Genomic DNA, 20,679 nt, shown 5'->3' with positions numbered 1-20,679 from the left:
AGGAAGAAATGCGCAATGATACCCTATGTCGGTATCATTACAACGTATTACTCTTGGAAGAGGATAGCGAAGCACTACAAAGAGGCATCGAGCGGACAAAGGAGATCCTTCGTAACGCTGATTTCAACTTCTATATTCCCTCACACGAGGGATTATATAAGCTGTTCTTAGCCTCTATAATAGGGCGTGAAGCTCTTTTAGAGGATGGGTATAGTATTCTTATTGATTTGGAGGCTTCTTTAGCTCTTAATGCTGTATATACTGCACAGAAGGGAGATGACGAGGGTATTTGGTTCAATGATCGCATCTATCAAGTACCCTTGAAGATTGATCTTTGGGATCAATCAAAAAAGCGGATCCCTGCGCGCAATGCCATTGTGGTAGCATCAACCGGTGGAGGTAAATCGGTCGCAACCCTGAACATTGTACAACAATACTTAGAACAGGGTGTAAAGGTTATCGTGGTAGAGTTCGGAAAGAGCTTTTACCAACTCTGCCAGCTTTACCCTGAGAAGTCCCTCCATATCGATTACAACGGTACAGAGCCGTTAGGGATCAATCCGTTTTACGTACCTGACGGAAAACCTGATCGAGACAAGATTAAAACCTTGGTCAATCTGATATTGGTTTTCTGGCGCAATGAAGCGATCTTGAAAGATACTGCACAAGTAGTCTCTCTGACAAAAATTGTCGAAGACTACTACAATACCGTGCGCCATGGGCATAGTTTCCCAAGTTTTTACAACTATGTAGAGCAGGCGGGGGAGCGGTTGTATGAGGTGCTGGACATACAAAGAGAATACTTTGATCTGTCGAGCTTCCTCCATAACTGTAAACAGTTCACGGCAGGAGGGTTCTACGAGAATGTTTGTAAGGAATCCACATTAGAGAATGATATTCTCAATAAAGACTTTGTCGTCTTTGAATTAACTCAGATCAAGAAAGATCCCTTCCTTGTCTCAGTTATTATGTCTATTCTTTTCGATACAATCGAAAGTAAAATCCTTTCGGATAGAAGTGTACGAGGCATGCTTGTATTCGACGAATACGCAGAAGCACAAGCTATCAAGGATAAGCATAGTGGTACAGATATTCATTCTACGGTTGCTTTCTGTTATCAGAAATTGAGAAAGGAAAATGGGGCAATTATGACTGTGATACAGTCTCCAGCTCAATTACCTGATAACGAGTATACACAGGGTATTATCTCTAATACCCAACTTCTTTTTGTACTTCCGACAAATGATGTTGTGTATGATCAAACAATTGAGAGATTCCATCTTAAGAGTGAAGCACAAATTACACTCATGAAGTCAGGGAAGAATGATTTCTCGGGGAAACGTCCCTATTCTGAGTTGTACATTGGATTTATTCCCAACTACGCTACAGTGGTTCGATTGGAGTTATCTCCAGAGAAGTTTCTAGCCTTCCAAACTGATGGCGAAATTTGGAATGATCTACAAAAGAGAGTTTCAAATGGAGCGACATTACAGGAAAGTATTATTGCAGTAAAAAAGTAAAGTAGTAAAATATGAAAAAAGTATTTTTCGCACTTATTTTCTCATTATTTTCTTTCTGGTCTATGGCACAGCTTGTTGTTTCCGATCCTACAGCAACAGCGGTAAACAAGATGGGATGGGCTAAATCATTAGCTGAATCCGCTAGGCAGTGTAAGGAGTTGCAGGAGACAAAGAAGATTATGACAGAAAGTATCGAAGTCTATACAAAAATTTCGTCTGCAATACAGAATGCAAAGGCTGTGAAGAATATCTTTAATCGACAGGTTACAATGATTTCTGATATTTCCAAGGAATTAAAAAGAACAGATATATCCAATGCCAAGATGTTTTCTACCTATCAAAGGCGAATCAATGAGATTATTGATGAAAATACAGCCTATATAGAGCTTCTAAAAACGACTTTGTCCTCCTATGAAAAAATATCGCAAGGGGAACGGTTGCGAATTATTCTTGATCTCGATGACAAAACAAAAAAGACAATGAATAAATTCAGAAGTGAGAGAAGACGATTTAATGAGTACAATAGTAACTATCGAATCTTGGAGCGATTGTCGGAATAATGGACGTACTAAAAGAAGTTGAATCAGTTTATCAAGGGCTACGCCTTACAGAGCCTTCCCAGATAATTGTAGGGTTGGCAACATTGGTTGCGGTTTTTGCTGTAGTCAATAAGTTTATTAAGGTCTATAAAGAGGCGTTTTCGGATGGAGAAAAACCTGCTAGTGCTCGTCATTTCTTCAATCTCTTCTATGTGTATATATATTGTGTCGTTGCGATACTTCTTGCTCCGGCTCTCTTCAAAGTGATTGAACAGGTTTTAGGTCTATTTCAAGATGAAATGGTTGCGAGGTACGCAGGTAAATTGAATAATAGTGTTACTGAGGAGATGATGCAATATATAGAAGAGTATGAGGAAGAAGTATCGGATGCCGATTTTATCGAAGCCGCTATTATGAGAGTGACACAGCAGATTACGATGACGCTTTATATTCTTTTTTTTGGAGCGCAAAAGTATCTGTTCTACATGTTTGCCGCAGGACGATATTTATATCTTCTTCTTCTGCAAATTATAGCACCATTTGCGGTTTTTGCTTGGATTGATGAATCGACACGTCATTACACACAAACATTCTTGAAGAATTTATTGGTGTGTTATATGATGATCCCAGCTTTTCTAATCGCAAGTACATTCGCCGATGAATTATCGATTAACTTTTCGCAGTGGATGGGGATGGAATCGAAAACGAATCTACTCACAGCTATTTTCTCCTTTATTTTCAAGCTGTTTCTACTAGGAAAGGCAGCAGGGTATGTGAGGCAATTAGTATAATCGTATGAAAGAAAATATCTTGAATGAATTAGATGCTTTGCAGAAAGCAAAAAAGCAGAGTGTAAGAATCCTGAAGCTATCTCTCTTGTTTGCTGGGGTGGTTGTTTTATTCGTACTCTTGTGGGGATTTTCAGTACAACTAACAGCCCTTTCTAAAGTTGTCGTGATTGATAGAAGTGGAGAATACGTGCAAACCAAAATATATAATCGTGAAGAATTATTCTCAGCACTAATTAAAAACACCTGTGCATTGGCGACGGAGTATGCTAATAGCTTTTCGGCAACCAATCTAAAGCTCAATCAAGCTAGAGCGCACTTCTACATCAATAAGCAGGATTTGAATGCTATTTTTGCGAAGTATAATAATGACAAAGCCTATTCGGATGCGGTAAATAATAATGTTGTTTACCGCACACAAATAGAAAAGATAGGGGATATTAAGGGGAAGAATGAACCCTATACTGTTTCGTTTACCTCAATATTAACAGTCTATTCTCCTTCGGGACGGCAGCAATACCGAATACATTCAGAAGGAGAACTTGTTTCTACAACTCCTCAGTTCCCTGAGAATGTCACAGGGTATACATTCTCCTCTTTGCAACAACGAATAGAACAACTTATAACTGATGAAAATAGATAGAGCTAATAAGGCAAAGATAATCATCTTTGCATCGATGGGGATAGCTATAATCCTTGTGATTATGCTGTTTATCTTCTCTTCATCGAAGGAAGATAAGATAGAAGATGTTTCGGTTCGTATGGAGGAACAGAGTGACCTTACCATCGACGACATTCTTCAGCAACAAGAGAGCAGCCCTTCTTCTAATGATTTCCCAGCTCTTTTAGAGGCCGAGCGAATTTTATCAGAAGATTATGTGGCAACAACTGAAGATGATGATGTAAGACGGTTACAGGAACAGTTGCGCTCTATAAGTAGAGCGGACAACTCCTATAATCCAACACCCGATTATTCCTATCAAGAAGTCGCTCCTTCTCGTCCTCAAAAAAGAAGCATTTTAGAAACTCAACAAAAAGAAGTATCCTCTCCTGTTGTTATAGAGGAACAAGAAGTCCTTCCTCAAAAAGAAGAAGCCCCGAAGAAAAAATCTCGTTTTTTTTCCAGCTCTTCTAATCAGACAAATAGCAATACCATTGAAGCTAAAGTTTCAGGAGAACAGAAGGTAAAAAGTGGGGGAACTTTGAAGCTTATTTTGTCGCAAGATGTCGTATTGCCAGACGGTACACTTCTCCAAAAGGGAACTCCCTTATTTGGGCAGGTTGAATTAAGCAAGAACCGCCTACAGGTGCATATTTCCAGCATTCGAATAAAGAATGATATTCTCCCATTCCGTAAAACGGTGTATGATCGAGACGGATTGGCAGGGATATATATCCCCGACAATCCCACTGCAGAGATTGCAAGCGATGCTACTTCTACGGCCGTCAGCAATGCCACAATAGGGGCAACAGGGTCAGCCGTGGTGGATGGTACAGTGCAGGTTATAGAATCTGTCGCAAAAGGGGCGATGCAGAAGAAACAGGCACGCCCAACCATCACAATCAAATCCAACTATAAAGTTTTACTGCAATGATGCAAAGATGTTTTACAGTTTTACTGCAAAAGATAATTGCCCTAACACTAATTTTCACAATTAGTATTGTGGTATGTGAGGCGCAGCTTCAGAAGGTACAGAGTATTCCTATTGCTGTAAACTACAGCCAAACGGTACATTTGGTATTTCCTGTTGCCGTAAAATACTACGAATCGGTAAGCGATTTTGTTGTTTGTGAATCTCCTTCTGAAGCTTTAAATATCCTCCGTATAAAAGCCAATACAGAGGATTTTCGAGAACGTTCTAACGTGAGTGTTGCGACCGAAGATGGACTTTTTTATACGTTCGATGTGTCGTATAAAAAGAATTTAGAAAGAACTTTCTATAAATTTCCCAAGAGTACAATGCCCGAAAAGGCAATTGTAACCTTAGAAGTGAGCGATGCATCTCAGACGCACATTGTTTTCCCTAAAAAGATTGTCTATATCGATTGGGGAGATGAAGTGGTAGAAGGGAGAAGAGCGGAGAATACCGAGAATATTCTCCGTCTCCAGGCAATTAAAAAATTTGAGGGGAAAACAAATGTGAGCCTTACTACAGAGGACGGAACATTTTATACCTATAATCTAGTGTATAAGTCAGAACCAGAGATATTACTTTATAGATTAGAAGGTGTGCAGCAGGTAATCCTCACGGATAATCGAATTAATAGTAGGGAAAAGAGTGATGTGATTAAGCAATTAAAGGAGCGAAAACAGAAGTTCTACAATCTTGGTATGAAGAGATTAGGAATGGTCTTTACCATAAAAAATATAGCAATCTATAAAGATGCTCTTCTGTTTGTTGTCTCTATCAACAATAAAACCAATATACCCTATGATATAGATTATATTCGTTACAGTATTACTGATAAGAAGGTCGGTAAGCTTACCGCCTCTCAAGATGAAGAAAAAAAAGAAATGTTTGGGTATAATCATACCACAAGGCGTATTGAGGCAAAAAACACTTTAAATTATATTGTAGCCTTTGATAAGTTTTCGCTCTCTGATGATAAGATTTTTCGTATTGAAATCAACGAAAAAGGAGGGGGAAGACATATTGTTTTTGATATTGAAAATGTCGATATAGAAGAATGCGAACAGCTTTAATATTTTTTCTTTTCTTCTTTTCTTTATTACCTATGCGAAGTCAAGAAAAATCGATACTTATCGATAATCTTTTGACGCGTGCGCACAATTGGGAAGATATAGAAAATGTGATCGATATTGTTTTACGCAGTAATGCAAAGAGACATATTCCCCTTGGAGTACCTTTGAAAGAGACATATCGAGAGAGTTCAAAATTTGGTTATAGGAAAGACCCTATAAATGGAGCCAAGAAGTTCCATTCAGGACTTGATCTAGCCTCTCAATATGCTTCTGCGGTCTATTGTACCGCAGAAGGTAAAGTTTCCTTTGCAGGAAATAAAGGTGGCTATGGTAAGACGATTATAGTACAACATAAGTATGGATTTGAAACCTACTATGCGCACCTTACTTATCTTTATACTCAGGTAGGTAGTATTGTTCATAAAGGTAATGCTATAGGTTTTGTAGGAGCGACAGGTAGAGCTACAGGCAACCATTTACACTATGAAATACGCAAAAATGGGGTATCGATAGACCCTAAAAAGTTTATGACTTACAGAATAAAATAAAAATGAGGGATTATGAAAAAAGGAGAAATCGGGCGCAAAATAAAAGGGTGTAGGATAGCATTAGATATTCCTACGTCTGAAGTTGCGAAACATTTAGGGATAACTCCACAACGTCTAAATACAATTGAGCGAGAATTAGATGATAGCCATACGATTGTTCGTTACCTACAATACCTCCGCGATCAAGGAGTAGACCTAAATTTAATCTTTTCAAATTTTACCAATGTATGAGGAAATTAATTTTTGCAGTATTGCTGTTTTGTATTATTGCAGTAAAACTTACAAATGCACAACAACATAATAAAGGTTTTTGGGGGATAGCTGTAAATGGCGGACTTATATTAAATGATGAAGTAGGAAAGAGCTTAGCAGTAAAATATTTTCGCTTCTTAAATGGCGATTTTACAATAGGAGGGAAATTGCTGTTTATGGAAACTTATAAAAGATTCCCAGAAATAGGGAAGCATCCTATTCATCATTATTTTGCTATTATAGCTGGAGATTACACCTTTCTAAAGAGATCTCCATTTTATTTATCTCTAAGCCTAGATTTAGGAGGAGGGTATGAAAATATGAGAGGGCTAGAAGAGAAATTGAAAAAAAATTATTTAGAAGTTTCCAAAGGAGAGAAAAGTTCTTTTGGTCTGATATTTGCTCCAAAAATAGAAGGCGAATATTTTTTAGGAACTTTGGCAATTTCTGCAGAAGTGGGAATGATGTATTTCCCATTTTCAAATGGAGAGGTTATTGCTCCAATAATGGGAATAGGTATAAAGCAAATCTTTTAATATACACCAAGCTATGAAAACAGTATTTTTTATTGCAACACTATTAGTGTTGACTATGGTTTCTTGCCAGAGAGTAAATGAACTGGAAAGAAGAGAATGGAAAAGCAAAATAACTTTTCCTGAAATTGAGGAAAACAAAAGCTATAAAATAAATACAAGATATTATGAGGAAATTGTATTTGAAAACCAAGAAGAAGGAAAGAATAGCTATTATCTGCAAGCGATTTATTTCCCGAATAATCCTATGACTATGTGGATTTTCAAATATCCTGAAGACAGAGCAAGGGCCCTGAATTATGGGATAGATATTGAAGTGTTCCCAAACTTGAAAAGAAAAAAAGAACTCCCTTTTCTTTTTTATACAACGCAGGAAGGTACTCATAAAATGAAATTTGTTGTGACAGACAAATACGGAAACACCTTTGAGAGTAAAATCTATGAACTAACCTTTCAAAAATAAAAGAAGCTATTATGAAATACATAATTAGAATAACACTACTTTTTATATTCTTGTTTGCATCAATAGGGTGTAAAAGAAATGATGCCGAGCTTCGAGATTATAAGTTTTCTGTTTCTTTATCCGATTCAATTTTCTCTAACGTTGCTGTGGGGGAAAACATAGAAACATCTCTTATAATTACACAACAGCTACAAGAACCTCTTTATACTATCTTTTTCTCTTTTGATGAAGAAAAAGGAGAAGTTTTTTTCTCCGATAAACAAATGACTAACGGAGAAAGTATAGAAATAAGAGAAGTCAAAAATTTGAGAATAAAGTACCATTCTTCCAGAGTAGGTGAAACCCAAGTAACAATAAAGGTGAAAAACAAATTGCTTGAAAAAGAAATCAAACTTTCTATTTCAGCAGTCGCAAAAACAGAAGTTGTTTTTCCTGATTATAGCTTTCATGAGACCTTTAGCCCTAACGTCAATATTCCATTAAAACAGTCTCTAATCTTAAACAACCAATCCGATAGAGAAAATAAGTACTCTCTCAAGGTCCTTTTCCTAGATGGAAAAGATCTCTCGATGTGGATTCTTTCTAGTGACAACGATAAAAGAGCTATTAATCCAGAAGAAAGTATTGAATTGCTTAATGGATTAGGTCAAAAAGAATTTCTTTTTGAGGTACAGAATAATAAACCAGGGACTTCTAAGTTTCAGTTTATTGTAACCGATAAATACGGAAACACCTTTGAGAGTAAAATCTATGAACTAACTTTTGAAACAAAGGCTAGGGTCGAATTTCCTTCTTTTAAGTTCAAAGAAAGTTACTCACCTAACACTCCTGTAAAACCAATAGATTTCCTTAGAATTGTCAATCTTGAAGACCAAACAAGTATTTATAAAATACGCTATGAAGTTTTAGGAGAGGATAAAGATTTCTCTGTAGTGATGAAAGAAGGAGAGTACACATATTCCCTGCGAAACAAAGAATATGTCTCTCTTAAATCTGAAACAGGAGATAGAAAGTGTTTCTTTGAATTTACAAACAAAAGACCAGGAGTTAGAAAATTCAAGTTAGAAGTGGAAGACTCCTACGGTAATACATACACAAGTGATGTGTATGAAATACATTTTGAAGCCAAAGTAAAAATATCTTTCCCAAAAATTGAGAATAGGAAATTCCAAACCAATGTGTCAAATGAATCTCATGGGGGAAAATTCTATATTCAAGGGGAGGACGATTCACAAAACCAATTTTATTGTTGGTTTGATGTAATGCCTGAATCAGAACAAAATGGTTTTAGCATGAGCCTTCTAATCAATGATAAAGAAGGGATTAAGTTAGGAAGGACAAATAACAATAAGGTGAAGATAGCGAGTGGTACAGTCCCTCAAGAGTTCGATTTAGAGCTTACGCAGTCAAAAGAGGGAAAAACAAACTTTATTTTGTCTGTTCAAGATGAATATGGAAATGTTTATCACTCTGATATGTACTCCATAGAGTTTGAAAACAAATACTATGTGCAGTTTAAAATCGAAATGATACCAATAGATACAAAAAATCCCCCTCTTTTTGTACGTGATGAAAATAGACAAGAGAGGTTTAATGAAAAATATGAGATACCTGAAAATGCAAAAGATTTGAATCATCTAAAAACCTTATTTTCTAAGGCGATGTGGTGGGGAAATAACACGCTTAAAGCAGATGAAGAACGGTATATTTATAATGTTCTTCCTATAATCTATTCAGACCCTCAATTAACTAAAAAGATGGACTATAGAAATACAGGAACAACAATGAAAATAAGTCTTGAGGCTGAGCAAAATAATATCTTATTACATGTATATGATAGCGATCCTCGCAACCCAGGAAAATATTTTAATGCTTCTTTTCAAGAAAAACAAATTGGGAAAAGTAAACTAGAATTTGTTACTCATCCTTTTAGAGAAAAGGAGTTTACTGTAAATTTGAACGAAAAACAAAACATAGCGAATAAAAAAAATATTCCGATAGAGTGGACGAGATACAATACAGGAGATTACCTTGTTGCTGTACTTTGGAAAGAATTAAAATCAGTATCTATTTCACTTGAAGGGAAAGATAATATTGAAATTATAAAAGATGCTCTTATCTATCGAAAAGAACTTCAAAAGGCTGGAACGCTATTTTATTGGACCGAAAATTTCTACAAAAAAATACGGATGAATTAGATGACTTTGAGGACACTATCGTCAAGTTCGGGCAACGCTGAGGAGTGACCTAACCGACTGATAAACGCAAAAAAACTAGAGGAACAAAAAGATGCTTGGAGTGAGTTTATTATAACGGTGAGACAATAATACAATCCAACAAATGTAGACAAGGAATTTTTGTAGTATTGGGGTATCAGGACTTAAGGAAAAAAGTAAACCTTATTTCTTGAAAATACACGAATTAGCCCTCCAATGTGAATTCACATTGGAGGGCTTTACATTGGGCTATTATTCTAGCTCCTTTTTCAGAGCAATGATAACGACTTCTCGGAGTGTACATCCTTTATTGGCAGCATAAATACGTAATGACTTATGTAACTCTTTGGGGATGCGTATTGTTAGTGGGAATTGTTCTTCTTTATCTTCTCTTCTATCGGTATTTTCAGACGCCTCCAACATCGCGTCAAAGCCAAATTTCTTTTTTGTCATAGTCTTTATTGATTGCAGTAATTACGATGAAAAGTAATTACTTTTTTATGTATTAGAGTATTGTTGTAATTTCTTGTGCTAATGCTGTATAGTCTAAGCTCCCATAGCTTTTTGGAGAATAGTGTAGTACGTCCATCTGAATGGCTGGGGCTTCTGCGAGAGAAACATTGTCCCTAATGACTGTCTTCATCAAGAAGTCAGGATAATCTTTCTGAATGCTATCGTGTACATTTCTATTGAGTACCTTCCTGCTGTCATATTTAGTCACTACGATACCGAGAATTGATAGTTGTGGATTAAGTCGTTTCTGCACTTTTGCCACCACTTGCAAGAGCTTCGTCATACCCTTTAAGGCTAATGCTTCAGCTTCAACAGGGATAAGAACATGGCTAGATGCTGTAAGTGCATTCAGGGTCAGAAATCCTAATGCAGGAGGACAATCAATGAGTACTATATCGTATTCAGACTCAATAGAACTCAATAGGTCTTTTAGGATAAGTTCTCGGCCAGGTTCTCCCATAAGTTCTGCCTCAAGTGCTTGTAGATCTAGTGATGCTGGTACTATATGTAGCTCCTCTTTATTAGATAGAATAGGCAACTTTTCTATATCGCCTCTGAATGCTTCGTAGATCGTTTTTGTAGTGTTTTTAATACCTGCAGATATAGTTAGGTTGGCTTGCCCATCGAGGTCAATCATGAGAACTCGTTTCCCATCGATGGCAAGAGCAGCACCTAAGTTTAGGGTCGTGGTTGTTTTCCCCACTCCCCCCTTGTGATTGATAATAGAGATCACATTCATAATATATTCTCACTGATTAATTTGTTCTTTAGGGATTGGGCTATTGGCCAAGAGCTTTGATCACTCGAAAATAAAAGAATGAGGCTTGGGTCATTCTTTTCAAGAATCCTAAGCGTTTTTTTTGCTCTATGAGAGTATCCTCTTCGCTTTCTAGTAAACGAAATCTATCCATAAGTTCTTCATTTTTGGATTTGTGAGCTTCGAGAAGTATAAGCCTTTTTAAGTCGGATATGGTTTCCCTTAAAACACTGATAACGAATTTCTTCATACGACTTTACTACTTTACTTTTTTACTGCAATAATGCTTTCCTGCAAAGGTAGTATATTCTGTAATATATGCAATAGTCTTGTACATAGAGGGATAGGATATAAACATTGGGAGGTGGGGAGCTTAGCTCCTCAATATTTCTTATTTTCTTTCTCTCTTTCTTATGTTTTCGGGGCACTGATTAAGCGTTTTCGAGTTGTCTTTATCGGTGTTTTATTCTTCTTCCTGCATCGCCTTACTTTTTGATGCTGTTTCTCTGCAAAATTATTTCCGCTCGTTGGGCGACTTGCAAGGCCAAGCGTCGTTTAGAAAAAAATCTCCACCCCAAGGGGTAGTATTTTTTCCTAAAGCCTTGCCTTTTCTCGCTACAATATGTATTGCATAGAAACAGCGATCAAAAGGCGAACGACAGGAATAATAACGAATAAAACAAGATAAAACTATGACAACTCTAAACAATCAGCTAAAACATAAGAAAGAGAGAAACCAGAAACAAGCTCACTTGGCTCACTCTTGGAATAATAACGAAGAGAATAATATCTTATAATTATTTGTTCTTTAGCAGATTGGGTGTTGTTTGTTTGAAAAAAGTAGTATCCTTGTAGGGCGATTAAGAATTAAAGCAAGTGCAATTATGACAACAATTTCAAAAGAAAAAATCCAAGAATTAAGAAAGCAGCATGAGCAAGATGATAGTAATTTATGTGGGGGGCTTAGCTTCTTGGATTGGATAGATTGGCAGACTATTCTTATTCCAAACTTTTTTTGGGGAGAGGTTTTTGAGGATTTTTCCATTAAATCGTATGATGATTTGACAGAGGAACAAAAAGATGCTTGGAGTGAGTTTATTACAACAATACGAAAAAAATAAGGCAGATGTTTTTATCTCCACCCGTAGTAGAAAAATGCGTACAAAAGTAAAAAACAGACTACCCACTCTTACAGGTGGGTAGTCTTTTGAGATTTGCACCTCGTTGGTCTCGGGTCGCTCCTCAGCGTTGCCCGAACTTGACCACAAATGTAGTTGTTTTTGGGCAATAATTCTTGTTCCCTAAAACGATCGTTTTTTTGTACAGTGGAAAGATAGCAGAAACTCGCTTATTTTTCATTGTCCCTTTTTTAGGTTTAGAGTACATACGTTTTAGGGAACAGAATTATATTTGCCTCTGATATAAAAATGAAGGAAATATGATTATAGGGTATGCGAGAGTAAGTACAGAGGAGCAAAACCTGGAAATGCAGATTGAGGCTTTACACGCGTTTGGGTGTGATAAGATTTTCTTTGAAAAGGTATCTGGGGTATTAGAATTGGAAGAGAAAAATTTGGCTTTACGTATTTTATCAGAAGGGGATACTCTTGTTGTTTGGAAACTAGATCGACTAGCAAGAAGTGTTGTAACCCTTTTGAGAGATATAGAATACATACAAAATAGAGGAGCAAATTTTGTCTCTTTGAAAGATAGTATTGATACATCGACAATAGCAGGAAGGTTTCAGTTTGTAGTATTCGCTGCTCTTTCTGAGTTTGAAAGAGGAATCATTTCTGAACGTACTAAAGCAGGATTAGAATCAGCGCGAAAAAGAGGGAGAAAAGGAGGGCGACCGAGGGGGTTTAGTAAGGACATTTTGGCGAAGTGTAGGTTGGTTACAGATATGGTTTCTGAGGGGGAGATCTCGATCGAAAAGGCATGCTTATCGGTTGGTGTTGGAAGAACTACTTACTATAAAGTTCGAGGTATGCACATAGAGGGATATAAACCTTGAGGTGAGGTAAGGAGAGGGGCAAAGTCCCTCTCCTTATGGCTTGTGGTAGCAAGTGAATCCGAATTTAAGAGGATGAGCAAGCAGGCATTGGGCACTTCCCAATGATATAGAACTAAATAGCTGATTATTAAAATAATAGCTGTTTCAAAAGGTATTCGATAGTATAATTACAGTATAAAAATATCATATAAACTCCTTTTTTATAGGAGTTTATATGGTATACCTATTGGTATAAATACCTTTTTTAGTTACTTTTGTCGATGTATCATAATAGAAAGAAAAATGGCGGTAATAAAACTTGATGACACAGTCAAAGTACGCCTCGATCGGCTGAAAGGTAAGAGTACCTATAATGACTATGTAGAAAAAATGATAGCCTATTTTGAGGTTACAAAAATAGTTCCGGAGACTTCGTTAATTCCTCCTACAGAGGAGGTGAAAAAAGCAGCCTCTCGGATCATTGAAGTTATGAGAGGTATCGAAAAAAACAGAGTACTCAGTTAGAAGCTATTCGAGAATTCTTGCTGCAATCTGATTCATTACCTGTCAATGAAAGCGATTATGTAAGGGTCGAAGAGGTGCAAGAATTGATAGGTCGATATAAGGATTTAGAAGCAGAAGCCAATAAACTTAAAGAAGAAAATAAGCGTCTGAAAATAACTCCATCTGAGGTTACAATATATTCAGGAGAGGGAGGTAACTCTGATTCTCTCGTTTCCAAAATCATAGGGGACTTAGAAACTAAGTTTGAGGCAGATCGATTTGATCCTCAGTATCAGCGTATCGATAAGTCCGTTTTAGAGCAGGCTCTAAAACGGATTAAAGATCTCTTGTAAATGTTTGTTCGGGTTCATAGCAACAAGGAGGTGCGAGGAGGCAATACAGGATCTTGCTTTGCCTTGGTGAATTATCTCTCAAAAGAAGGGGGAGACTTCTTTAGTCATACTCAAGGAGATTCTTTTGATATGTTTCAGGTAATGAATCAAATCGATAACAACAAGTCAAAACTAGGGAGTGAAGATGCTAAGTTTTATATGTTGTCAATCAATCCATCGCAGGAAGAATTATGTCACTTATTGGGGCGACAGGTAAAGAGCAATGAGGAGCTTACCGAAGAAGATAGACAGACCCTCTCCGAAAAGTTACAAGACTATACACGGTCTTGTATGGATGAATACGCTCGTTCATTCGGGAGGGGGGGCATCAGAGGTGGAGAAGATCTTCTCTATTATGCCAAGATCGAGACGGAGAGAAGATACAAGTTCGATGATAGGGAGGTTCAGATGGGTAGAGCTAAAATAGATGCCCTAAAAGAGGGACTCAATTGGCACGTACATGTTATTGTCTCAAGAAAGAGCAAAGATGGAACAACGAAGTTATCCCCACAGTGAAAAGTCGGGGTAATGAGTGGATCAATGGAGAGGGGCGAGAGATGAAAAGGGGGTTTAATCATACCCTCTGGAAACAAAATTGCGCTGCGCAATTTGCAACACAGTATGGTTACAAATTTGGAACTAAAGAGGTCGTTCCTAAAGTCAATAATTCTCGTGAAATAGCTCTTAGGAACATTTATAGTAAGGAGCTTCGAGAACTCCTTACAAGTAAATCTTTTCCCTCTGTACGTGCCTTAAATAGAGTCGTGGAGAACGCAGGATGGACTGTTACAAAGGAGGAGGGCAAACGTATCTATACAAAGGGAAAAGAGACGTGTTATATTACTGAGTATCGGTTACAATCCTTTGTTGCCCCTATTTCTTCTGATACTATACGTAGCATCTCGAGTCGCTTAGATATTTTTGAGGTGAGAGGTAATAAAGATGAGTGTGGCCATGGGTTACAAATGAATGAGTATACCTATACTTATCATGGTGTAGAAAAACGATATATGACGGTGTATGATACTCAAAGGGATGTAGAGGTTTCCCTTGGGAAAATTTTTCGTTATAGTAAAGGGGAATGGGAGAATATCATTTCTAAGATAGAACATGCCCCTATCCGAGAAGGTTTGAAGCAAAGTCGCTCGATGGGGCAATTTATAGATACAATGAAACAAAGGGGGTACAAAGTAGCATCGCAGGATAGAACTTTTATATCTTTTGAGCGTGCAGGAGGGAACTATATTCTTAGAGTAGATCCTATCCAAGCATTTGTAGCTCACAATAAAAATATGCAGAATAAGATTCATGATACAAAGAGTCATAATATATATTCTTCTGCTCCACAGTCCCATCTTGTATCGTCAAAAATAAATAGATCGATACAAAAAGGGGTGAAAGGGTCGATTGATAGTAAGGGACTCGAGGAAGTACATACGATGAAACATGTTTCCTACAAGACAAAACAGGCAATACAAATGATTATTAACCCGAAGATCGCACTTAAAAATATTGTGCTTTCTTCTGTTCGCAACATATTAGGAGGAGGAAAAGAACTATGACTTATCTACTTATTGCTCTTGCTGTTTTGCTTCTAATCATTCTAATAATAGTACTTATCCCGAGTAGTAACGATGTAAATACTGCAAAAAGTAATTACTGCTTTTTGCTTAAGGCAGGGAATAAAACGCTCAAATTTACAGATCCCTTCGATAACTTTTTGGTCTATGGCGGGGCTAATAGTGGGAAGACAAAGTCAATTGGAAAGCCCCTTTTGTCGCAGTATATAGAGGCTAAATTTGCTGGCCTTATATACGATTATAAAGATTATGACTTGACTAATACTGCCCACCACTTTGTCAAGAAAACAGGCTACCCTTATGCCTTTTATTACCTCTCTTTTATGGATCTCAATAGGACGCATCGAACGAACCCAATTGATCCTTCTATTCTTGATGAGAACCTATTTCTTCAGGTGATCGATGACTTGCTCTCGGCCTACAACAATGGAGAGGGGCGAGAGATGAAAAGGGATGAGTGGTTTAATGGAGCTCTAGGAATCTTAAAGGGTATTGCCATTCGGTTCTATAAAAGTTTCCCAGAGATCTGTACTATTCCTCACATTTGTATTTATGCCTGTTCGGCTGGAGCTGCACGGATTACAGAGTTTGTGGAGAATAGTATAGAAGCTCGTATTTTGGCTTCTGCCTTTCTTGATGCAAAGGATAGCCCAAAGACTCAGTCCAGCTACCTAAGTTCGCTTACAAATCTCCTCAGTCCTCTTGCATTCAATAAACAGATAGCCTATGTTCTTTCTGGCAGTGATTTTCGATTTAATTTGATTGATCCTGAAGAACCAAAACTTGTTTCTGTGGTCAATAGTTACCAGATCGAAAATGTACTCTCTCCGATTATTGCACTTATGGTTTCTGTTTCATCAAGGCGGTTTACAATGGATAATAAAGTTCCTTTCGTGTACTTCTTTGATGAGGCAACGACCTTTCGGATCTCTGATTTTGAGAAGATGCCCTCTGTGTTGCGAGAATACAAGTGTAGTTTTACTTTTCTAACTCAGAGTGCATCTAAGGTAGAAAAAAGGTATGGGCGTCTTGATAGGTCAAGCATAGAAGCCAATTTTGGCAATCAGTTCTATGGAAGAACTAAAGATATAGAGGCTTTGAAAACCTATCCCAGTCTTTTTGGTAAATACGATAAGATGCGTACCTCGCAGACGAGAGGTAGTAGTAAGGGAGGGGCGAACCGAAGTCGAACAATCTCTACCCATCGGGAAGATGTATATGAAACCGACTATTTTACGAAGCTAAAAAGTGGCGAATTTGTAGGAGTTACCGCACATTCCAATATGCAACGATTCAGTTTGCATTTTGATATGTACCAAGAAGAAGAAGATAAAGCTCCTGCAGTACGTTATATTCTTCCTGAAGAAGTCGAAGGTAACTACACCAATATATTACACCGAGTACTCTCATTGTAAGTAGGTATGCACATGGAGGGATATAAACCTTGAGGGTTATAGGGGGTAAAGCCCCTTATAGTGGAATTTTTTGTTAGAAGTGCTATTTTCCTGTCTCTGATTTTCTTCTCCACAATATGTTTTTATAGTCGATGGCTTTTCGCTTTGTTTCTCGGAGCAAAGGTAGGGATGGCGATCTTTGTCAAGGTTAAACACTTCGTGTTGTGCAAAAAATCTCCACCCCTAAGTGGTCGTATTTTTTACACAAACCTTGCCGTTCCAGATCTTTTGCCCTCCTCCTTTGTAAGCTCCGTGAAACGAAAGCGATCCGACCGACTGATAAACGCAAAAAAAATGTCGAAGAAAGAGTCTGTAGGAAAACAGCACAAGTGAAACTCAGCTTACCTCCCTCTTTCAACCGCAAAAAAACTATGAGTATAAGACAGAATGACAAAAAGATGATATATTTGTGATAAACTAGGAGTAATTATATAGAAATATGTACGCGATAGTTTTTGATTTGGATACGAATTGTCTTAATGAGTGCTACGATGGTAGTACGTATCATGGAGCTTACAAAATCGTGCGAGATTTTATGGCAAAGTCTGGGTTTAGTCACCAGCAGGGGAGTGTCTATTTTGGGGATGAAACTGTTGATGCCGTTAAGTGTGTTCTTGCCGTACAAAAGCTCGCCAAAGAGTATCCTTGGTTTGCTACTTGTGCTAAAGATGTTCGAATGCTCAGAATTGAGGATAATAACGATCTTATGCCTGCGTTGAACTAAGGTTTGCTCATGGGGGAAGGAACAGTCTTCCCCCCCCTTTTTACTTGATGTGTTCAAAAAAAACATATTGATAATATAACGCCACTGGAGATATGCCGACGAGGAGCGTAGCGACGAGGAGGCATATCCTCTTTAATCTATATTTTAGGTATATAATTATGGATTTAGAACAAAAGAAAGCTGTAGTATTATTTTATAAGAGGAGTGAATATCTTCTCCATGGTATGGGGTATGAACCTATTCGTTTGGTTAGCTTCTGGGATTATATTTATTATCGTTCTTACATTAATACGGAGTACTATTTTGAGGAAACTCAGAGCAAAGAATATAAGTGGTGGCTGAAGGCAATGCAGAAGAAGAAGGTAGAAGCCAAAATAAAATATCCTTTGCAGTATGATTTTCGATATAACGCTATTTTGGTGGGAATTAGAAGAGAGCAACGAAGTAAATCTTTTTTGATTACGGATGATTTTTCTCGCTATGATGAGATCCTTTTGGAGGCTTTTGTGGTTGGAAGCCCAATCTCTTATGTTGGTCGCAATAGAACTGTAAAGAATGCACGGTATATTTATGCTTTAGCATTTGACCTTGATGGGGTCGGTATGGAACAGATTGCCGATTTGAACCATCAAATTAAAAAGGGTTTTTTACCTGCTCCAAATATCATTAGCAATAGTGGCCACGGTTTACACCTGTATTACATTTTACAGAAACCTATAGCCTTATTTTCTGATGTTGTTCCTGTACTGAATAAGCTGAAGATAGGACTAACTAACGTACTTTGGAATATGTATACTTCGACACTAAAAGAACGACAGTATCAGAGTATATTTCAGGGATTTCGAATGCCTGATACGCCAACAAAATTAAAGGGGGTGAATGTAGCTGCTTTTCTTGATGACACAGTAAAAAGCTATTCTATCCATGATTTGAATAGCTTTTGTGAAGAGAAAGTTCGTCTTTCGGAAGAAGAGGTTAATCGATGCGATCACTCTGTTTTTAATCCCCATCGATTATCAAAACAAAAGGCGAGTGAATTGTACCCAGAATGGTACGAGAGAGTAATTGTGCAAGGGGATAAAACAAAAAATAGATGGCATATAAAGAGAGCGTTGTATGATTGGTGGTTACGTACCCTCCGCAGTCCGTTTACAGAAATCAAAGTTGGGCATCGTTATTTCTGTCTCTTAGCCCTTGCAATGTATGCAATTAAATGTGACATCAGCGAAGAGGAGCTTACCGAAGATTTGCAGGGCTTAGTAGAGCAGATGGATAAACTTACCGAGAGTGAGGATAACCATTTTACTCAAGAGGATGCAGAGGACGCTCTGTATGCTTATAAAGAAAATTATTGCACGTTCCCGAAGGCGTGGATCGAGCGACTTACAGGATTAACTCTTCCAACTAATAGAAGAAACGGACGAAAACAGCCTTTGCATTTGAAGATAGCAAGAGTAAGTAGGGATATACTTCAAGAAGAAAAGGGAACAAAGTGGGATGATAATAACGGTAGACCTAAGGGAAGTACTGTATCTGCTGCAAATAGTCCTAAGTATAAAAGGATAAAGGAGTGGCGCAAAGCGAATCCTGAGAATAACAATAAGAGTGATTGTGCTCGAGAGCTGGGATTTAGTCGTACTACTGTAACCAAATGGTGGAAAATCGAGGATGATAATGTTGCTAATTAAATGAAATACTATATTTTTGCGTTGAAAATCAAATTAAATAAGTGACATATGAATTTAGTTCTTTTGCAAATTGGAAGTGGTATTAAAGGGAATATCAATACGCTTTTGTCGCAGTATGGTGTGCCTATGATTGCCTTTTTATTAGTGGTCGGTGTGGCTATTGGTGTAGTCATGAACTTCGATAAAATCGTGGATAAGGATGGTCAAGGGACGAGAAAAGAAGGGCTTATTAATCTGCTTTGGGTTATTGGTTATGTGGTGGTCGGTCTTGCTATTTTATCAGCTGCTGTCGCTTATATAGCTAATAATGTAAAACTCTCAATCTGATGAAGAGTTATACAGTACACAAAGGTGTAGAAGCCCCCCTTAAAATATGGGGTATGACTCAGAAGTATTTCTATTTCTACTCTGGAATAGGTGCTGTTATTATTGCTATGACCATAGGGTTGGTGATGGCATCTGTGCGAGGCGAATTTCGTTTGGGGCGGATTTTTTTCATTGTTACAATTGCCTTTTCGTTACTCATTGGATTACGATTGTTCTTCATTATGCGGTCGGGTAAAAGGGGGTATAAAGATAACCTTGTCGTGAAAACGCTTTCCAATTCAGATATTACGAAGTTGAAACGAAAGAAGCTATGAATACGGAACAAGCCTACGGAATCTTTGAATTGCTGGATGGAGCTGTTTTAACAAAGGATGGTTGTCTTACCGTTGTTTATGAGCTAACGACTCCAGAATTTTATACTTTGTCAGAAGAGGATATAGAGCAATATCAATCCTCTTTCTTTAGAGCTTTTGCACACATAAAAAAGGGAATTGTTCACCGACAAGACATATATAGACGGAAACAATTTTCCTATTCTTCAGAGCTGGGGGATAGTTTTCTCAATAAGGCGGAGGATTGCTATTTCTCTGGTAGAGAATATATAGAGCATCGGACGATATTAGCCTTTACCCTTCCTTCTGTGGTAGGATTAGAGGCTTCTTATATCGCTAATCCACTCAAGTATAAAGATCAACTCTCTAAAGCGCAGAAAGAACAAGTTTCGATCTTTCTAGAGAGCGTAGAGACAGCCGTCTCTATTCTCTCTAATCAAAAAGGAGTTTCTGTACGAGAGGTAGCACGTGAAGAATTGTACCATTGGCTCTTTACACTTTCCAATGGATTGTATGATGATGGAGGCATACGAGACATACATTTTTCCGAAAGGCTGCACATAGGAGAAAAAGAGGGTGTTCTCTTTGCTTTGTGCCACGAGAACTACCTTCCCGACAAAATAAACTATCCCACCAAAGATACAACGCTTCCTAAGGGGGGAAATGGACTCTATATGTCCGTGTTAGAAGAGCTCGGAGTCCATTTACCCTATAATCACATCGTCAATCAAATTTGGCGGTTTGATGGACGAAAGTATTACGAAGACCTCAAACTGCGTGTAAAAAATTTCGGGCGTCATCGAGAGTTTGACCACGAGATTAAACGCAAGTATGAGGAGTTGGAGAACTTTC

Annotated in this window: 25 protein-coding genes and 1 pseudogene; 23 read left to right on the top strand and 3 right to left on the bottom strand. The window is 37.7% G+C overall.

Annotated features, from left to right (window positions below; all coding sequences use genetic code 11):
- From JCM15907_RS09480 to JCM15907_RS09430, 11 genes are all read left to right on the top strand, one after another.
- The coding region (locus tag JCM15907_RS09480) for a VirB4 family type IV secretion system protein (RefSeq protein WP_025843612.1) at positions 1 to 1,520 on the top strand (1,520 nt) is incomplete at its 5' end.
- 11 nt (positions 1,521 to 1,531) lie between these two features.
- Positions 1,532 to 2,080, top strand: a complete 549-nt coding sequence (locus tag JCM15907_RS09475; protein WP_025843611.1) for a hypothetical protein — start codon at positions 1,532 to 1,534, stop codon at positions 2,078 to 2,080.
- A complete protein-coding gene (locus JCM15907_RS09470) occupies positions 2,080 to 2,850 on the top strand; it encodes a hypothetical protein (RefSeq protein ID WP_025843610.1) in 771 nt (256 codons plus the stop codon). Before JCM15907_RS09475 ends, JCM15907_RS09470 begins: the two co-directional genes overlap by 1 nt.
- A gap of 4 nt (positions 2,851 to 2,854) precedes the next feature.
- The gene (locus tag JCM15907_RS09465; protein ID WP_025843609.1) at positions 2,855 to 3,490 is read left to right on the top strand and encodes a hypothetical protein; all 636 of its coding nucleotides are present in this window, start codon (positions 2,855 to 2,857) and stop codon (positions 3,488 to 3,490) included.
- Positions 3,477 to 4,442 carry a conjugative transposon protein TraM gene (gene traM, locus JCM15907_RS09460; protein ID WP_025843608.1) on the top strand — a complete coding sequence of 322 codons (966 nt, stop codon included), beginning with the start codon at positions 3,477 to 3,479 and terminating at the stop codon, positions 4,440 to 4,442. Before JCM15907_RS09465 ends, traM begins: the two co-directional genes overlap by 14 nt.
- The gene (gene traN, locus JCM15907_RS09455; RefSeq protein ID WP_025843607.1) at positions 4,439 to 5,551 is read left to right on the top strand and encodes a conjugative transposon protein TraN; all 1,113 of its coding nucleotides are present in this window, start codon (positions 4,439 to 4,441) and stop codon (positions 5,549 to 5,551) included. Before traM ends, traN begins: the two co-directional genes overlap by 4 nt.
- Positions 5,552 to 5,583: 32 nt before the next feature.
- Positions 5,584 to 6,099: a M23 family metallopeptidase gene (locus JCM15907_RS09450; protein WP_242396890.1), complete on the top strand. Its 516-nt coding sequence runs from the start codon at positions 5,584 to 5,586 to the stop codon at positions 6,097 to 6,099.
- A gap of 12 nt (positions 6,100 to 6,111) precedes the next feature.
- Positions 6,112 to 6,330 (top strand): helix-turn-helix domain-containing protein, encoded by a 219-nt coding sequence (locus tag JCM15907_RS09445; RefSeq protein WP_025843605.1) that lies wholly within the window; start codon positions 6,112 to 6,114, stop codon positions 6,328 to 6,330.
- Positions 6,327 to 6,887 (top strand): hypothetical protein, encoded by a 561-nt coding sequence (locus JCM15907_RS09440; RefSeq protein ID WP_025843604.1) that lies wholly within the window; start codon positions 6,327 to 6,329, stop codon positions 6,885 to 6,887. The genes JCM15907_RS09445 and JCM15907_RS09440 overlap by 4 nt, the downstream gene beginning before the upstream one ends.
- A gap of 13 nt (positions 6,888 to 6,900) precedes the next feature.
- Positions 6,901 to 7,347 carry a hypothetical protein gene (locus JCM15907_RS09435; protein ID WP_025843603.1) on the top strand — a complete coding sequence of 149 codons (447 nt, stop codon included), beginning with the start codon at positions 6,901 to 6,903 and terminating at the stop codon, positions 7,345 to 7,347.
- 11 nt (positions 7,348 to 7,358) lie between these two features.
- The gene (locus tag JCM15907_RS09430; protein ID WP_025843602.1) at positions 7,359 to 9,545 is read left to right on the top strand and encodes a hypothetical protein; all 2,187 of its coding nucleotides are present in this window, start codon (positions 7,359 to 7,361) and stop codon (positions 9,543 to 9,545) included.
- Between the two features lie 270 nt (positions 9,546 to 9,815).
- Here the strand turns inward: JCM15907_RS09430 and JCM15907_RS12915 are convergent, their stop codons facing one another.
- Genes JCM15907_RS12915 through JCM15907_RS09415 form a run of 3 tightly spaced genes read right to left on the bottom strand, consistent with a single transcriptional unit; the run spans position 9,816 to position 11,083 of the window.
- A complete protein-coding gene (locus JCM15907_RS12915) occupies positions 9,816 to 10,016 on the bottom strand; it encodes a hypothetical protein (RefSeq protein WP_148297514.1) in 201 nt (66 codons plus the stop codon).
- A 52-nt stretch (positions 10,017 to 10,068) separates the two neighbouring features.
- The gene (locus tag JCM15907_RS09420) at positions 10,069 to 10,818 is read right to left on the bottom strand and encodes a ParA family protein (protein ID WP_199897243.1); all 750 of its coding nucleotides are present in this window, start codon (positions 10,816 to 10,818) and stop codon (positions 10,069 to 10,071) included.
- A gap of 37 nt (positions 10,819 to 10,855) precedes the next feature.
- On the bottom strand, positions 10,856 to 11,083 hold the full coding sequence (locus JCM15907_RS09415; protein WP_025843600.1) for a hypothetical protein: 228 nt from the start codon (positions 11,081 to 11,083) through the stop codon (positions 10,856 to 10,858).
- Positions 11,084 to 11,717: 634 nt separating this feature from the next.
- On the opposite strand from JCM15907_RS09415, the gene JCM15907_RS09405 reads away from it, so the two are divergent.
- The 12 genes and pseudogenes from JCM15907_RS09405 to JCM15907_RS09355 all read left to right on the top strand — a co-directional run.
- Positions 11,718 to 11,954, top strand: a complete 237-nt coding sequence (locus tag JCM15907_RS09405) for a hypothetical protein (protein ID WP_025843599.1) — start codon at positions 11,718 to 11,720, stop codon at positions 11,952 to 11,954.
- A gap of 317 nt (positions 11,955 to 12,271) precedes the next feature.
- Complete coding sequence (locus JCM15907_RS09400) at positions 12,272 to 12,847, top strand: recombinase family protein (protein WP_025843598.1); 576 nt, start codon at positions 12,272 to 12,274, stop codon at positions 12,845 to 12,847.
- A gap of 282 nt (positions 12,848 to 13,129) precedes the next feature.
- Entirely contained in the window at positions 13,130 to 13,351 is a 222-nt protein-coding gene (locus tag JCM15907_RS09395; RefSeq protein ID WP_025843597.1) for a BfmA/BtgA family mobilization protein, read from the top strand.
- Between the two features lie 17 nt (positions 13,352 to 13,368).
- Complete coding sequence (locus tag JCM15907_RS09390) at positions 13,369 to 13,683, top strand: hypothetical protein (RefSeq protein WP_025843596.1); 315 nt, start codon at positions 13,369 to 13,371, stop codon at positions 13,681 to 13,683.
- On the top strand, positions 13,684 to 14,238 hold the full coding sequence (locus JCM15907_RS12490; RefSeq protein ID WP_051522466.1) for a DUF5712 family protein: 555 nt from the start codon (positions 13,684 to 13,686) through the stop codon (positions 14,236 to 14,238).
- Positions 14,235 to 15,284: a hypothetical protein gene (locus JCM15907_RS13075; RefSeq protein ID WP_051522465.1), complete on the top strand. Its 1,050-nt coding sequence runs from the start codon at positions 14,235 to 14,237 to the stop codon at positions 15,282 to 15,284. Before JCM15907_RS12490 ends, JCM15907_RS13075 begins: the two co-directional genes overlap by 4 nt.
- Complete coding sequence (locus JCM15907_RS09380; RefSeq protein WP_025843595.1) at positions 15,281 to 16,717, top strand: type IV secretory system conjugative DNA transfer family protein; 1,437 nt, start codon at positions 15,281 to 15,283, stop codon at positions 16,715 to 16,717. The genes JCM15907_RS13075 and JCM15907_RS09380 overlap by 4 nt, the downstream gene beginning before the upstream one ends.
- Before the next feature lie 478 nt (positions 16,718 to 17,195).
- The gene (locus tag JCM15907_RS09375) at positions 17,196 to 17,480 is read left to right on the top strand and encodes a virulence factor (protein ID WP_025843594.1); all 285 of its coding nucleotides are present in this window, start codon (positions 17,196 to 17,198) and stop codon (positions 17,478 to 17,480) included.
- Positions 17,481 to 17,638: 158 nt separating this feature from the next.
- Positions 17,639 to 19,168 (top strand): hypothetical protein, encoded by a 1,530-nt coding sequence (locus JCM15907_RS11775; RefSeq protein ID WP_148297513.1) that lies wholly within the window; start codon positions 17,639 to 17,641, stop codon positions 19,166 to 19,168.
- Between the two features lie 48 nt (positions 19,169 to 19,216).
- Positions 19,217 to 19,495, top strand: coding sequence for a hypothetical protein (locus JCM15907_RS09365; protein ID WP_025843592.1), 279 nt, complete (start codon positions 19,217 to 19,219; stop codon positions 19,493 to 19,495).
- Entirely contained in the window at positions 19,495 to 19,809 is a 315-nt protein-coding gene (locus JCM15907_RS09360; RefSeq protein ID WP_025843591.1) for a hypothetical protein, read from the top strand. The genes JCM15907_RS09365 and JCM15907_RS09360 overlap by 1 nt, the downstream gene beginning before the upstream one ends.
- Positions 19,806 to 20,679: pseudogene (locus JCM15907_RS09355) on the top strand (conjugal transfer protein TraG); the annotation flags it as partial. The gene JCM15907_RS09360 and the pseudogene JCM15907_RS09355, both read left to right, overlap by 4 nt.

The organism is Porphyromonas gingivicanis JCM 15907, assembly GCF_000614585.1.
Taxonomy (GTDB): Bacteria; Bacteroidota; Bacteroidia; order Bacteroidales; family Porphyromonadaceae; genus Porphyromonas; species Porphyromonas gingivicanis.
Note: the sequence above shows the minus strand (reverse complement) of the source record. Positions and strands in the feature narration are given on the sequence as shown.

Excerpts from the sequence above, each read along its gene's own strand:
- JCM15907_RS09405 (WP_025843599.1), top strand. The coding sequence starts at position 11,718 with ATGACAACAATTTCAAAAGAAAAAATCCAAGAATTAAGAAAGCAGCAT.
- JCM15907_RS09435 (WP_025843603.1), top strand. The coding sequence starts at position 6,901 with ATGAAAACAGTATTTTTTATTGCAACACTATTAGTGTTGACTATGGTT.
- JCM15907_RS12490 (WP_051522466.1), top strand. The coding sequence starts at position 13,684 with ATGTTTGTTCGGGTTCATAGCAACAAGGAGGTGCGAGGAGGCAATACA.
- JCM15907_RS09470 (WP_025843610.1), top strand. The coding sequence starts at position 2,080 with ATGGACGTACTAAAAGAAGTTGAATCAGTTTATCAAGGGCTACGCCTT.
- JCM15907_RS09415 (WP_025843600.1), bottom strand. The coding sequence starts at position 11,083 with ATGAAGAAATTCGTTATCAGTGTTTTAAGGGAAACCATATCCGACTTA.
- JCM15907_RS09430 (WP_025843602.1), top strand. The coding sequence starts at position 7,359 with ATGAAATACATAATTAGAATAACACTACTTTTTATATTCTTGTTTGCA.
- JCM15907_RS09395 (WP_025843597.1), top strand. The coding sequence starts at position 13,130 with ATGGCGGTAATAAAACTTGATGACACAGTCAAAGTACGCCTCGATCGG.
- JCM15907_RS09400 (WP_025843598.1), top strand. The coding sequence starts at position 12,272 with ATGATTATAGGGTATGCGAGAGTAAGTACAGAGGAGCAAAACCTGGAA.
- traM (WP_025843608.1), top strand. The coding sequence starts at position 3,477 with ATGAAAATAGATAGAGCTAATAAGGCAAAGATAATCATCTTTGCATCG.
- JCM15907_RS09365 (WP_025843592.1), top strand. The coding sequence starts at position 19,217 with ATGAATTTAGTTCTTTTGCAAATTGGAAGTGGTATTAAAGGGAATATC.
- JCM15907_RS09360 (WP_025843591.1), top strand. The coding sequence starts at position 19,495 with ATGAAGAGTTATACAGTACACAAAGGTGTAGAAGCCCCCCTTAAAATA.
- JCM15907_RS09475 (WP_025843611.1), top strand. The coding sequence starts at position 1,532 with ATGAAAAAAGTATTTTTCGCACTTATTTTCTCATTATTTTCTTTCTGG.
- JCM15907_RS09465 (WP_025843609.1), top strand. The coding sequence starts at position 2,855 with ATGAAAGAAAATATCTTGAATGAATTAGATGCTTTGCAGAAAGCAAAA.
- JCM15907_RS09450 (WP_242396890.1), top strand. The coding sequence starts at position 5,584 with ATGCGAAGTCAAGAAAAATCGATACTTATCGATAATCTTTTGACGCGT.
- JCM15907_RS12915 (WP_148297514.1), bottom strand. The coding sequence starts at position 10,016 with ATGACAAAAAAGAAATTTGGCTTTGACGCGATGTTGGAGGCGTCTGAA.
- JCM15907_RS11775 (WP_148297513.1), top strand. The coding sequence starts at position 17,639 with ATGGATTTAGAACAAAAGAAAGCTGTAGTATTATTTTATAAGAGGAGT.
- JCM15907_RS09440 (WP_025843604.1), top strand. The coding sequence starts at position 6,327 with ATGAGGAAATTAATTTTTGCAGTATTGCTGTTTTGTATTATTGCAGTA.
- JCM15907_RS09380 (WP_025843595.1), top strand. The coding sequence starts at position 15,281 with ATGACTTATCTACTTATTGCTCTTGCTGTTTTGCTTCTAATCATTCTA.
- JCM15907_RS09375 (WP_025843594.1), top strand. The coding sequence starts at position 17,196 with ATGTACGCGATAGTTTTTGATTTGGATACGAATTGTCTTAATGAGTGC.
- traN (WP_025843607.1), top strand. The coding sequence starts at position 4,439 with ATGATGCAAAGATGTTTTACAGTTTTACTGCAAAAGATAATTGCCCTA.
- JCM15907_RS09445 (WP_025843605.1), top strand. The coding sequence starts at position 6,112 with ATGAAAAAAGGAGAAATCGGGCGCAAAATAAAAGGGTGTAGGATAGCA.